This is a genomic window from Pseudomonas urmiensis, assembly GCF_014268815.2.
In the GTDB taxonomy this organism is placed as follows: domain Bacteria; phylum Pseudomonadota; class Gammaproteobacteria; order Pseudomonadales; family Pseudomonadaceae; genus Aquipseudomonas; species Aquipseudomonas urmiensis.
Genome location: NZ_JABWRE020000001.1, coordinates 3557768 through 3570258 on the forward strand (window position 1 = coordinate 3557768; position 12491 = coordinate 3570258).

The window sequence follows — 12491 nt, forward strand, 5'->3', positions numbered from 1 at the left end:
TGTGACTTTTCCTACGCAACGCTCTGGCCCGCTGTTTTCAAGGACTTACCAGCCGAGGGTTTCCTTGAGGAACGGGATGGTCAGTTTGCGCTGGGCCTGCAGCGAGGCCTGATCGAGGCGTTCGAGCAGATCGAACAGCGCACTCATGCTGCGCGCGCCACGGGTGAGGATGAAATGGCCGACCTCATCGGTCAGGTGCAGGCCACGGCGCGAAGCCCGCAGTTGCAAGGCGCGCAGCTTGTCTTCGTCGGACAGACCGCGCATCTGGAAGATCAGCGCCAAGGTCAGGCGCGACTTGAGGTCAGGCAGTTTGATCGGCAGCTCACGCGGCGAGCTGGAGGCCGCCAAGAGCAGGCGCCGGCCGCTGTCGCGCAGGCGGTTGAAGAGGTGGAACATGGCCTCTTCCCAATCGGCTTTGCCGGCGATCACATGCAAGTCGTCGATGCACACCAGCTCGTATTGTTCGAGGTGGTCGAGCAGCTCTACGCCGCGCTCCAGCAATTGGGCCAGCGGCAGGTACACGGCAGGTTCGCCGCGTTGCTGGAAACGGTGGGTGGCGGCCTGCAACAGGTGAGTTCGGCCCACACCCTGTTTGCCCCATAAATAAATGAGGCTCTCGGTCCAGCCGGCGTCGGCTTCACATAGCCGCTCGACGTAGCCTAATGCCGCGGCATTGGCGCCCGGATAGTAGTTGATGAAGGTAGCGTCATCGCGCAGACGCACACCCAGGGGCAACTGGATCGGTTTCATGCTGGCTGACGGTCGCGAGGACCACGGGGGCCTTTGGTGAACAGTGTGCAAAGTCTATACCCGCAGCGCGGGCGGCACAATCGGCGAGCGCAAGAGCACAAGCAAAATCAATGAGTTGCGCGGTAAAAATGCAAAAAAAGGGGCCTTTGCACGGCCCCTGACGGTATCACAGGTCCGGATCGACCTCGCCGCCGTACATGTCCGACTCCTTGTACAGGTCATGCACATGACGCAGCAGCACCATGATCACTGCCGCCACGGGCAAGGCCAGCAGCACCCCGGTAAAGCCAAACAGCTCGCCCCCGGCCAGGATCGCGAAGATCACCGCCACCGGATGCAGGCCAATGCGATCGCCCACCAGCATCGGCGTCAGCACCATGCCTTCGAGCACCTGGCCGATCATGAACACCGCGACGATGCCCAGCAGCGGATACGGATCGCCGCCAAACTGGAACAACCCGGCAATCAAAGCGGCGCCGATGCCAATGATGAAGCCCATGTACGGCACGATCGCCGCAAGCCCGGCCAACAGACCGATCAACAGCCCCAGTTCCAGGCCTACCAGCATCAAGCCGCTGGAATAGATCACGCCCAGCGCCAGCATCACCAGCAACTGACCACGCACGAAGGCGCCGAGTACCTCATGGCATTCGCCCGCCAGGCCCATCACCTGCGACTCACGCTGGCGTGGCAGCAAACCGCGCAGCTTGGCCATCATCACGTCCCAGTCGCGCAGCAAGTAGAAGCCCACCACCGGGATCAGCACCAGGTTGGCCAGCCACGCCATCAGCGCCAGACTCGAGGCGGTGGCCTGCGACAGCAGCATGCCGACGATGTCGGTTGTCTGGCCCATGTGCGCGCCGACCGCAGCCTTGATCTTGTCGAACTTCCAGAAGCCGTCGGCCAGGCCCAGGCGGCTCTGCACCCAAGGCAGCGCTACATGCTGCAGCCAGTCGAGCATTTGCGGCGTCAGTTCGTACAGGCGCACCAACTGCTTGGCCAACATCGGGATCAGCACCAGCAACATGGCCATGAAGATCAAGGTGAACAGGCTGAACACCACCACCACGCCCCAGGTGCGTGACAGGCCCAGGCGCTCCAGGCGATCGACCAGCGGGTCGGCCAGATACGCCAGGAGAATGCCAACCAGAAACGGAGAAAGAATGTTGTGCAGGCTATATAGCAGCACGGCGATCAGCAGGGCCACGCCCAGCCATACCCAGCGACGCGGGTCAGTCATCATGTGCACGTTTCCTTACCAGGCAAAACGCAGGCCGTCGAACGGCTTGGGCGCAGCGGCCTGAACCGCCGCAGGCTGGGCTGCGGGCGCCGGCGGATTAGCCGGGCTGGCCGGTTGTTCGGCTGGCAGTTCCTGAAGCTTGGCCAGGCCCAATTGGGCGCGCAGCTGTTCGCGATTGCCGGTGACGGCATAGGTCAGCGTGGCGCCATCGGCCATCTGCAAGCGCGGGCCATAGGGTTCGAGCACACGGCTGAGCTCAGCGTAGCGCTGCAGGTTCATGCCCTGCACTTGCACTTGCAGCTCACTGCTGGCTCCCGGGCGGGTGACATAGCGCGGTGCCAGGCGGTTGCTGACTGCGAGCATGACCGCATCGGCCAACGCGGCCTGGTCAGCGCCTTCGGCATCGCCTTGTTCGCGCTGATCCCCCAGCCACAGCTGCCATTTACCCTGCCACTTGCCGTCGGCTTCATGGGCGTGCACCGCCAGCAAGGCATCGGCGCCATAGCGCTCGGAGGCCTCGCGCAGCGGCGCCGGGTCCTTGCCTTCCAGCTGCTTGGGGGTGGCGACCAGTTGTTCCTGCAGATCAGCCAACGGCAGGCGCAGCGGCAGGCCACGATGCTGGGCGGCGCGGCGCAGCGGTTCGGCAGCGCTCTGACCATCGCCGACCAGGCTGCTGCCATCGACACTGTCATTCAACCACCAACCGAGAATCGCTGGCCGGTTGCTGCCCCACAGGGCCAGGCCGGCCTTGCGCAGGGCGCGCTCGGTGCTGCCGGGGTCGAACTCCACCAGCACGCTTTCCGGCGGGCCAGCATCGCTACCGACCTGATTGATGATCTGCTGCGGATCGCTGCGCAGCGCGGCCAGGGCCGGGCTCTGCGGCGCCTTGGGGTCGCCGGTCAAGCGCAGTACCAAGGTATCCAGGGCTTGGCGGGTGGCCTGGGTACGCGCTTCGCTGCCCTGCCCTTGCAGCGGTTCGCGAACTTGATACAGCCCGGATACCGCCTCGGCCTGGGCGGCAGTGCCGACCAGGGCCAGGCAACCGGCGGCCAGGTAGTTGAGAAAACGCATGGAGGATTCCTGTCCAGTGAGCTAAGTGACGGCGAACGTCGCGCCTGCCGGCTCAGACCACTGCGTGAGAAAATCGCTCCTTCACGCCTGCAATCAGAGTCCGCCGCCTTTTCTATACCTTATACAGGCGCTGGCGCGGCAACCAGTCGCGCACGCCTAAACAAGGTTTTTTAATCGATTCCCGGCCAGTCGGTCGGCCTGAGGATGGCCGCTGCCCGGCAACCCTGATAAAATCGCGCGCCTTCGCAGACCAGTGACGAACAGGCAGCCGCCGCTTTAACAGCCGGCCTTGGCCGTCGCGGTCGTTTTCCTGAATCCCTCCCTCCTAAAGGCCTGGATCAATGAGCAAGCAACCCTCCCTGAGCTACAAGGACGCCGGTGTAGACATCGACGCCGGCGAAGCACTGGTCGAACGCATCAAGGGCGTGGCCAAGCGCACCGCACGCCCTGAAGTCATGGGTGGCCTGGGCGGCTTCGGCGCCCTCTGCGAGATCCCGGCCGGCTACAAGCAGCCGGTTCTGGTCTCCGGCACCGACGGCGTCGGCACCAAGCTGCGCCTGGCGCTGAACCTGAACAAGCACGACAGCATCGGCCAGGACCTGGTCGCCATGTGCGTCAACGACCTGGTGGTCTGTGGCGCCGAGCCGCTGTTCTTCCTCGACTACTACGCCACCGGCAAGCTCAATGTCGACGTCGCCGCGACCGTGGTCACCGGCATCGGCGCTGGCTGTGAACTGGCTGGCTGCTCCCTGGTGGGTGGTGAAACCGCCGAAATGCCAGGCATGTACGAGGGTGAAGACTACGACCTGGCCGGCTTCTGCGTCGGCGTGGTGGAAAAGGCCGAGATCATCGACGGCTCGAAAGTCGCCAGCGGCGATGCGCTGATCGCCCTGCCCTCGTCCGGTCCGCACTCCAATGGCTACTCGCTGATCCGCAAGATCCTCGAAGTGTCCAACACCGACATCGACAGCACCCAGCTCGACGGCAAGCCGCTGGCTGACCTGCTGATGGCCCCGACCCGCATCTACGTCAAGCCGCTGCTCAAGCTGATCAAAGACACCGGCGCGGTCAAAGCCATGGCCCACATCACCGGTGGTGGCCTGCTCGACAACATCCCACGCGTGCTGCCGAAGAACGCCCAGGCGATCATCGACGTGGCCAGCTGGCAGCGTCCGGCAGTGTTCGATTTCCTCCAGGAAAAAGGCAACGTCGACGAGCACGAAATGCACCGCGTACTGAACTGCGGCGTTGGCATGGTCATCTGCGTCGCTCAGGATCAGGTCGACAACGCCCTGAACGTGCTGCGCGCAGCGGGTGAGCAGCCATGGGTCATCGGCCAGATCGCCGATGCCGCCGAAGGCGCTGCCCAGGTCGAGCTGCAAAACCTCAAGGCACACTGATGCCGAGCAAGACCTGCAACGTTGTGGTACTGCTGTCGGGTTCCGGCAGCAACCTGCAAGCGCTGATCGACAGCAGCCTGGGTCAAGACAGCCCGGTGCAGATTCGCGGGGTGATCTCAAACCGCGCCGACGCCTATGGCCTGGAACGGGCCAAGGCCGCCGGGATCGACACCGCAGTGCTGGAACACCAGGGTTTCGACGGGCGCCAAGCCTTCGATGCAGCGCTGATGGCGCTGATCGACGGCATGCAGCCTGACCTGGTGGTCCTGGCTGGCTTCATGCGCATCCTCAGTGGCGACTTCGTGCGCCACTACCAGGGCCGCCTGCTCAACATCCACCCCTCGTTGCTGCCCAAATACAAGGGCCTGCATACCCACCAGCGTGCGCTGGAGGCGGGTGATGCCGAGCACGGCTGCAGCGTGCACTTCGTCACCGAGGAACTCGATGGCGGGCCACTGGTCGTACAGGCAGTGGTTGCGGTAGCGCCAGACGACACCGTGCAAAGCCTGGCCGACCGGGTTCACCATCAGGAACACCAGATCTACCCGCTGGCGGTGCGCTGGTTCGCTGAAGGGCGCTTGCGTCTTGGCGAACACGGTGCATTACTGGATGGCCAGCCGCTGGCGGCCAGCGGTCACTTGATTCGACCCTAGGAGAATTTATGCGTCGCGCCCTGCTCTTGGCTCTCGCCGTGCTTGCCCTGCCCCTCCAGGCAGCCGATCTGAAGCCGTTCTCGGCCAGCTACACCGCCGACTGGAAGCAGCTGCCCATGAGCGGCACCGCTGAACGTAGCCTGGTGAAGAATGCCAATGGTACCTGGGACCTTCATTTCAAGGCTTCCATGATGATTGCCAGCCTCACCGAGCAAAGCACCCTGCGCCTGGACAACGACACCCTGCTGCCACAGAAGTACCACTTCGAGCGTGGCGGCCTGGGCAAAGCGAAGAAAGTCGATCTGGACTTCGACTGGACCGCGAAGAAGGTCACCGGTAGCGACCGTGGCGATGCCATCAGCCTGCCGCTCAACCGCGGCGTGCTGGACAAGTCGTCCTATCAGTTGGCGCTGCAGCATGATGTGGCCGCTGGCAAGAAGAGCATGACCTATCAGGTGGTCGACGGTGACGAGATCGACACCTACGACTTCCGCGTGCTGGGGACTGAGAAAGTCAGCACCAAGACCGGCCAGGTCGATGCGATCAAGGTCGAGCGCGTGCGCGACCCGAGCCAAAGCAAGCGCATCACCGAGTTGTGGTTCGCCAAGGACTGGGACTACCTGCTAGTGCAACTGCGCCAGGTCGAAACTGATGGCAAGGAGTACGTGATCGTGCTGCAGGATGGCACGGTCGATGGCAAGTCGGTGAAGGGTAACTGATCGCCTGGGCTTGTTGCTGATACACAAACCCCGCCGCGTGCGGGGTTTCTTTTTGCCTGTGGTATTGGGTGATACATGGCCCCGCGATAGCGTTGCTTGGTCTGACGCTATCGCGGGGCAAGCCCGCTCCCACGTTTGCATAAGGCTTCATTAAACATGTTTCATCGGCAGTTTATTTACTTAGCCTGCTAACAAACTCTATAACTAAGGCCTGCGACACAGTGCCGCAGCCAACGAGAAGTGGAGTTTTAACGATGACAGTCCAAGTAAGCGAACGCGACGAATCGAAAATGTCCCACGAAGGCCTGGCCGCCGGTGTGCGGATCTGGGATGTGCATCAGCAAGGTCAGCTGGTCGGCATGTTCCACCAGGAGCATGAAGCCCATCAGTACCGCATGGAGCTTGAGCACCTTGAGAACCAGCGCCATACGCAGTAAACAGTCTTCGATAAAAAACCCCGCCAAGGCGGGGTTTTTCGTGTTTACCACATCAGGTCGTCAGGGATCTTGTAGGCCGCGTACGGATCGTGCTCGTCCGCCTCCTCGACATGGGTATTGAGCAACAGGATGCGATTAGGGTCGCGCTCCTGGATCTTCACTGCCGCTTCGCGCGGGATCACCTCGTAACCACCGCCGAACGACACCACCGCCAGCGAGCCATTGCTCAGCTTGCTGCGCATCAAGGCGTTGACGGCGATGCGCTTGACCTTCTTGTCGTCGACGAAGTTGTAGTAGTCCTCGGTGGTCAGCTTGGGCAGGCGGGTGGCTTCGATCAATTGCTTGATCTGCGCGGCGCGGGCTTTGTGCTCGGCCTTTTCCTGCTGCTGACGGTTCAGCTCCTGATCGCGCCTGGCCTTCTCGGCCATGGCTTCCTTGGCCAGGCGCTGCTGGGTGTCGTCCACCTCGACCTGGCCCTTTTGTTCCAGGCGCTTCTGTTTCTTTTCTGCTTTGTTGGTCTGCTTGACCTGCTTCTGGTTAACCAGACCGGCCTTGAGCAATTGGTCGCGAAGGGAAAGGCTCATGGATGTTCACTCACTTATGCAACAGCTCAGCCGCAGCTGGGCAGGTTCTTTTCCTGACGTTTGGCTTCACCCCAAAGGGCGTCCAGCTGGTCAAGGTTACACTCTTCGATCGGCTTGCCGCTGTCGCGCAAGGCCTGTTCGATGAAGCGGAAACGTCGCTCGAACTTGCGGTTCGCGCGACGCAGGGCGTTTTCTGGATCGTGCTTGAGGTGCCGGGCCAGGTTGACGGTGGCAAACAGCAGGTCGCCGATTTCGTCTTCCAGCGCATCGCTGTCGCCGTCGGCCATGGCCTGCAATACCTCATCAAGCTCCTCGCGGACCTTGTCCAGCACCGGCAGTGCTTCTGGCCAGTCGAAGCCGACCGTGGCCGCACGCTTTTGTAGCTTGGCCGCTCGCGACAAGGCTGGCAACGCGGCAGGCACATCGTCGAGCAACGACAGCTGCTCTGGCTCGCTGTGCTCGGCGCGCTCCTCGGCCTTGATCTGCTCCCAACGGGATTTAACCTCGGCCTCACTCAGGCGTGGGGTGTCGAGGGCCGCGTAGAGATCGCCGGTGGGGAATACGTGAGGGTGGCGACGAATCAGCTTGCGGGTGATGGCATCGACCACACCGGCGAACTCGAAACGGCCCTCCTCGCGCGCCAGCTGGCTGTAGTAGACCACCTGGAACAACAGGTCGCCCAGCTCGCCTTGCAGGTGAACAAAGTCGCCGCGCTCGATGGTATCGGCGACTTCATACGCCTCTTCGAGGGTGTGCTGGACAATGCTGGCGTAGTCCTGCTTGAGGTCCCAGGGGCAGCCGTGCTTGGGGTCGCGCAGCCGGGCCATCAGGTGCAGCAGGTCTTCTAGGGTGTAGGTCATGGGTCAATCCTTCCGGACCGTGTCGTCCCATTCGCGGGCAAGCCCGCCCCCACAAGGACCGCTGAGATCCTGTAGGAGCGGGCTTGCCCGCGATGAGGCCGCCGCGATTTCAAGGGGTACGATTACGCCGCGTCTCGATGATGTTAGGCAACTGCGAAATGCGCCCCAGCAAGCGTCCGAGGGCACCCAGACCCGGAATCTCGATGGTCAGCGACATCAGCGCGGTGTTGTCTTCCTTATTCGAGCGGGTGTTGACCGCCAGCACGTTGATCTTCTCGTTGAGCAACACCTGCGATACGTCGCGCAGCAAGCCTGGGCGGTCGTAGGCGCGGATGATGATGTCCACCGGGTAGGTCTGCACCGGCACCGGGCCCCAGCTGACCTGGATGATCCGCTCCGGCTCACGGCCAGCCAGTTGCAGCACCGAGGCGCAGTCCTGGCGGTGGATGGTCACGCCGCGGCCTTGGGTGATGTAACCGACGATCGCCTCGCCGGGCAGCGGCTGGCAGCAACCGGCCATCTGCGTGAGCAGGTTGCCGACCCCCTGGATCTGGATATCGGCACGCTTGCCGGTGCGCGAGCTCGACGATTTGCGCGGGGTCAGCTCGATCTGCTCGATGCGCTCAGGTTCGAGCAGCTGCTGCGCGGCGTTGACCAGATGGGCCAGGCGCAAGTCGCCGGCGCCGAGGGCTGCGAACATGTCCTCGGCCGTCTTGACGTTGGCCTTCTCTGCCAAGCGCTCGAAGTCCACCTGCGGCAGGCCGAGGCGGCTGAGCTCACGTTCGAGCAGGGTCTTGCCGGCAGCGACGTTCTGGTCGCGTGCTTGCAGCTTGAACCAGTGGACGATCTTCGCCCGGGCCCGCGAGGTGGTGACATAGCCGAGGTTGGAGTTCAGCCAGTCGCGGCTAGGGCTGCCGTGCTTGCTGGTGATGATCTCCACCTGCTCGCCGGTCTGCAGGCTGTAGTTGAGCGGTACGATCCGCCCGTTGATCTTGGCGCCGCGGCAGTTGTGGCCGATCTCGGTGTGCACGCGGTAGGCGAAGTCCAGCGGCGTGGCACCCTTGGGCAGGTCGATGGCATGGCCGTCGGGGGTAAAGATGTACACCCGGTCCGGCTCGATATCGACCCGCAACTGCTCGGCCAGGCCGCCGATGTCGCCCAGCTCCTCGTGCCACTCAAGCACCTGGCGCAACCAGGAGATTTTTTCTTCGTAGTGGTTGGAGCTGGCCTTGACGTCGGTGCCCTTGTAGCGCCAGTGGGCGCAGACGCCGAGCTCGGCTTCCTCGTGCATGCCGTGGGTACGGATCTGCACTTCCAGCACCTTGCCCTCTGGGCCGATCACCGCGGTGTGCAGCGAGCGATAGCCGTTCTCCTTGGGGTTGGCGATGTAGTCGTCGAATTCCTTGGGGATGTGCCGCCACAGGGTATGCACGATGCCGAGCGCGGTGTAGCAATCGCGGATTTCCGGCACCAGCACGCGCACGGCGCGCACGTCGTAGATCTGGCTGAACTCCAGGCCCTTGCGCTGCATCTTGCGCCAGATCGAATAGATGTGTTTCGCCCGGCCACTGATATCGGCGTTGACGCCGGTGGCCAGCAGCTCGTTCTGCAGCTGGTTCATCACGTCGCTGATAAACCGCTCGCGGTCCAGCCGACGCTCGTGCAGGAGCTTGGCGATCTGCTTGTACTGATCGGGTTCGAGGTAGCGGAAGGACAGGTCCTCCAGCTCCCACTTGATATGACCGATACCCAGGCGATGGGCCAACGGCGCATAGATGTCGAACACCTCACGCGCCACGCGCAGGCGTTTTTCATCGTCGGCGGCCTTGACCGCACGAATCGCGCAGGTGCGCTCGGCCAGCTTGATCAGGGCCACGCGCACGTCGTCGACCATGGCCACGAGCATCTTGCGCAGGTTTTCCACCTGCGCCTGGGAGCCGAGTACCAGCGACTGACGCGGGCTGAGACTGGCACTGATGGCCGCCATGCGCAGCACGCCGTCGATCAGCTTGGACACCACCGGACCAAAGCGCTGGCCGACCTCGGCCAGGGTCACCTTGCCTTCGCGCACCGAGCGGTAGATCACTGCGGCTACCAGCGAATCCTGGTCAAGCTTCAGGTCTGCGAGAATTTCGGCAATTTCCAGACCGGCCTGGAAGCTGGACGTACCGTCCGCCCAGGAATGCTTGGCCGGGTTGCCCTTTTTCTCGACTTCCTGGGCGAACTCACAAGCCTCTTTCAGGGCCACGCGGTCCAACGCCGAATCGACGCTGACCACATGATCCAACCACGCTTCGAGATTGATACTGCCGTCGGTGTTGACCGGCTGGTGCACTCTCACCTGTACCATCTTTGCTTTACCTTTCCATACAGTGCACCACGCAGGTGCACTGACAATCACCGTGTGGCCTCCAATCCATGGAAGCCGCACCAAGGGGCCAGCTGGCTAGCCCGCTTCGAATAACGCCATGGCTTCGACATGCGCCGTCTGAGGAAACATGTCGAGAATCCCGGCCCTTGTTAACCGGTACCCTTGAGCGACCAGCACCTGGGCGTCTCGCGCCAGCGTCGCTGGGTTGCAGGACACATAGACCAACCGCTTGGCCTTGAGGCGTGCGATGCCTTGCACCACCTCGAAAGCACCGTCGCGCGGTGGATCCAAGAGTACCGCAGAAAAGCCCTCGGCGGCCCATCCGGCGCCTGCCAAAGGCTGCGATAAATCGGCCTGAAAAAACCGTGCGTTATGCACATTGTTTTCCCCGGCATTGGCCGCGGCCCGATCGACCATGGCCTGTACACCTTCCACCGCAACCACTTCGCGGGCCAGCCTGGCCAGCGGCAGGGCAAAGTTGCCCAGGCCACAGAACAGATCCAGCACCCGCTCATCGGCTTGCGGCGCGAGCCAGGCCAGGGCCTGCTCGATCATCATCGTATTGACCTGGGCATTGACCTGGACGAAGTCACCCGGTCGCCAGGCCAGTTGCAACGCCCACGGCTCCAGGGTGAAGCCCAAGGTTTGCCCGGCCTCGACTGGCGCCGGCTCACCGTCCCCTTGCAACCATAGCTGGGCACCGGCTTGTTTGCAGAAGGCCTGCAAGCGCGCCAGGTCGTCTTCCGGCAGTGGCGCCACATGCCGTACCAGCAACGCTTCGGCGCTACCACTGAACAGCTCGACATGGCCCAGGGCCTGAGGTTTGCTCAAGCTGCGCAGCACAGTCGGCAAATGCCGCATGATCGTTTGCAAGGGCTGTACCAGCACCGGGCAGTCGTCGATGGCGATGATGTCCTGGCTGGCTTGGGCACGAAAGCCTACGTCCAGTTGCCGCGCCTTGGCGTCCCAGCGCACGGCGATGCGCGCCCGGCGGCGGTAGCCGAACTCCGGGCCGAACAGCGGCGCGGCCCAGGCCTGCGGCTGGATACCGGCCACCCGCTGCAACTGCTCGGCGAGCAGGCGCTGCTTGAGTACGAGCTGGTCTTCATGCGCCAGGTGCTGCAAGTTGCAGCCGCCGCAGCGGTCGAAATGCCGGCACGGCGCCTGGCGCCGTTCGGCGCTGGCCTGCAACACCCGCTCAAGACGCGCTTCGACGATCTTGCCGCGGGCATTGAGCACCCGCGCCTCGACCGCTTCGCCAGCCAACGCACCGCTGACGAACCAGGTGCGCCCGTCATGGAAGGCGATACCTCGGCCATCTCCGGACAGCCGCTCGATGTCCAGGCGCTGCTTCTTGCCCACCGGGACTTGGGGTGCACGGTTGCCGCCGGCCGGTTGGAAGCGCAGGCCGCCTTTGCTTTTCTTGCTGGTCATCAGGTCGCGTCAAACAGGCCGGTGGAGAGATAACGATCACCGCGATCACAAATGATCGCGACCATCACGGCGTTTTCCACTTCCTGGGACAGGCGCAGCATGGCCGCCACCGCACCACCGGAAGACACACCGCAGAAAATGCCCTCTTCACGGGCAAGGCGACGGGTGACGTTTTCGGCCTCGGCCTGAGACATGTCCACGACCCGATCAACGCGGGTGGCATCGAAGATCTTCGGCAGGTATTCCTGCGGCCAGCGGCGGATGCCGGGGATGGCCGAGCCTTCCATCGGTTGCAGACCGACGATCTGCACCGCTGGGTTTTGCTCCTTGAGGTACTGCGAGCAGCCCATGATGGTCCCGGTGGTGCCCATGGAGCTGACAAAATGGGTGATGGTGCCTTGGGTCTGTTGCCAGATTTCCGGGCCGGTGCTGGTGTAGTGGGCAATCGGGTTGTCGCCGTTGGCGAACTGATCCAGGACCAGGCCACGGCCTTCGGCCTGGAGCTTCTCGGCCAGATCGCGCGCACCTTCCATGCCCTCTTCCTTGCTGACCAGGATCAGCTCGGCGCCATAGGCCGTCATCGCCGCCTTGCGTTCGGCGGTGGAGTTGTCCGGCATGATCAGGATCATCTTGTAACCCTTGATCGCCGCCGCCATGGCCAAGGCGATACCGGTGTTGCCGGAGGTCGCTTCGATCAGGGTGTCACCGGGCTTGATCTGGTTGCGCAGCTCGGCGCGGGTGATCATCGACAGCGCCGGGCGGTCTTTGACCGAGCCTGCGGGGTTGTTGCCTTCGAGCTTGAGCAGCAAGGTATTGCTGGTTTCACCGGCTATGCGCTGCAGGCGAACCAGAGGCGTATTGCCGACGCAATCGGCGATGGTTGGGTACTGCGGGGTCATGGCGTATTTCGCAATCCGGACGGCAGGGGCGACTATCATACCGGCAAACCTTTCGCGGCCATATCACGCAATC

The 12491-nt window shown here is 63.1% G+C and carries 12 protein-coding genes; 4 read left to right on the plus strand and 8 right to left on the minus strand.

Annotated elements, in window-relative coordinates; genetic code table 11:
- Positions 1–45 precede the first annotated feature (45 nt).
- The 3 genes from hda to HU737_RS16055 all read right to left on the minus strand — a co-directional run bounded on the left by hda (position 46) and on the right by HU737_RS16055 (position 3061).
- Complete coding sequence (hda, locus tag HU737_RS16045) at positions 46–750, minus strand: DnaA regulatory inactivator Hda (protein WP_186554653.1); 705 nt, start codon at positions 748–750, stop codon at positions 46–48.
- Positions 751–916: 166 nt separating this feature from the next.
- Positions 917–1990, minus strand: a complete 1074-nt coding sequence (locus HU737_RS16050) for an AI-2E family transporter (RefSeq protein WP_186554813.1) — start codon at positions 1988–1990, stop codon at positions 917–919.
- Between the two features lie 15 nt (positions 1991–2005).
- Positions 2006–3061 carry a DUF2066 domain-containing protein gene (locus HU737_RS16055; protein WP_186554652.1) on the minus strand — a complete coding sequence of 352 codons (1056 nt, stop codon included), beginning with the start codon at positions 3059–3061 and terminating at the stop codon, positions 2006–2008.
- A gap of 341 nt (positions 3062–3402) precedes the next feature.
- On the opposite strand from HU737_RS16055, the gene purM reads away from it, so the two are divergent.
- From purM to HU737_RS16075, 4 genes are all read left to right on the plus strand, one after another.
- Entirely contained in the window at positions 3403–4461 is a 1059-nt protein-coding gene (gene purM, locus HU737_RS16060) for a phosphoribosylformylglycinamidine cyclo-ligase (RefSeq protein WP_186554651.1), read from the plus strand.
- The gene (purN, locus tag HU737_RS16065; RefSeq protein ID WP_186554650.1) at positions 4461–5114 is read left to right on the plus strand and encodes a phosphoribosylglycinamide formyltransferase; all 654 of its coding nucleotides are present in this window, start codon (positions 4461–4463) and stop codon (positions 5112–5114) included. Before purM ends, purN begins: the two co-directional genes overlap by 1 nt.
- Before the next feature lie 8 nt (positions 5115–5122).
- Entirely contained in the window at positions 5123–5833 is a 711-nt protein-coding gene (locus HU737_RS16070; protein ID WP_186554649.1) for a DUF3108 domain-containing protein, read from the plus strand.
- A gap of 254 nt (positions 5834–6087) precedes the next feature.
- Positions 6088–6270, plus strand: coding sequence for a hypothetical protein (locus HU737_RS16075; protein ID WP_186554648.1), 183 nt, complete (start codon positions 6088–6090; stop codon positions 6268–6270).
- Positions 6271–6314: 44 nt separating this feature from the next.
- On the opposite strand, the gene HU737_RS16080 is transcribed toward HU737_RS16075, so the two are convergent.
- The 5 genes from HU737_RS16080 to cysM all read right to left on the minus strand — a co-directional run bounded on the left by HU737_RS16080 (position 6315) and on the right by cysM (position 12418).
- On the minus strand, positions 6315–6854 hold the full coding sequence (locus HU737_RS16080) for a DUF2058 domain-containing protein (protein WP_186554647.1): 540 nt from the start codon (positions 6852–6854) through the stop codon (positions 6315–6317).
- Positions 6855–6880: 26 nt separating this feature from the next.
- A complete protein-coding gene (gene mazG, locus HU737_RS16085; RefSeq protein ID WP_186554646.1) occupies positions 6881–7714 on the minus strand; it encodes a nucleoside triphosphate pyrophosphohydrolase in 834 nt (277 codons plus the stop codon).
- A gap of 109 nt (positions 7715–7823) precedes the next feature.
- Complete coding sequence (relA, locus tag HU737_RS16090; RefSeq protein WP_186554645.1) at positions 7824–10064, minus strand: GTP diphosphokinase; 2241 nt, start codon at positions 10062–10064, stop codon at positions 7824–7826.
- Positions 10065–10160: 96 nt separating this feature from the next.
- Positions 10161–11519: a 23S rRNA (uracil(1939)-C(5))-methyltransferase RlmD gene (gene rlmD / locus HU737_RS16095; RefSeq protein ID WP_186554644.1), complete on the minus strand. Its 1359-nt coding sequence runs from the start codon at positions 11517–11519 to the stop codon at positions 10161–10163.
- Entirely contained in the window at positions 11519–12418 is a 900-nt protein-coding gene (cysM, locus tag HU737_RS16100) for a cysteine synthase CysM (RefSeq protein ID WP_186554812.1), read from the minus strand. The genes rlmD and cysM overlap by 1 nt, the downstream gene beginning before the upstream one ends.
- Between the last annotated feature and the right edge of the window lie 73 nt (positions 12419–12491).

Coding starts and splice junctions, on each gene's coding strand:
- cysM (WP_186554812.1), bottom strand. CDS start 12,418: ATGACCCCGCAGTACCCAACCATCGCCGATTGCGTCGGCAATACGCCT.
- HU737_RS16075 (WP_186554648.1), top strand. CDS start 6,088: ATGACAGTCCAAGTAAGCGAACGCGACGAATCGAAAATGTCCCACGAA.
- HU737_RS16050 (WP_186554813.1), bottom strand. CDS start 1,990: ATGACTGACCCGCGTCGCTGGGTATGGCTGGGCGTGGCCCTGCTGATC.
- hda (WP_186554653.1), bottom strand. CDS start 750: ATGAAACCGATCCAGTTGCCCCTGGGTGTGCGTCTGCGCGATGACGCT.
- HU737_RS16070 (WP_186554649.1), top strand. CDS start 5,123: ATGCGTCGCGCCCTGCTCTTGGCTCTCGCCGTGCTTGCCCTGCCCCTC.
- relA (WP_186554645.1), bottom strand. CDS start 10,064: ATGGTACAGGTGAGAGTGCACCAGCCGGTCAACACCGACGGCAGTATC.
- purN (WP_186554650.1), top strand. CDS start 4,461: ATGCCGAGCAAGACCTGCAACGTTGTGGTACTGCTGTCGGGTTCCGGC.
- HU737_RS16055 (WP_186554652.1), bottom strand. CDS start 3,061: ATGCGTTTTCTCAACTACCTGGCCGCCGGTTGCCTGGCCCTGGTCGGC.
- rlmD (WP_186554644.1), bottom strand. CDS start 11,519: ATGACCAGCAAGAAAAGCAAAGGCGGCCTGCGCTTCCAACCGGCCGGC.
- HU737_RS16080 (WP_186554647.1), bottom strand. CDS start 6,854: ATGAGCCTTTCCCTTCGCGACCAATTGCTCAAGGCCGGTCTGGTTAAC.
- purM (WP_186554651.1), top strand. CDS start 3,403: ATGAGCAAGCAACCCTCCCTGAGCTACAAGGACGCCGGTGTAGACATC.
- mazG (WP_186554646.1), bottom strand. CDS start 7,714: ATGACCTACACCCTAGAAGACCTGCTGCACCTGATGGCCCGGCTGCGC.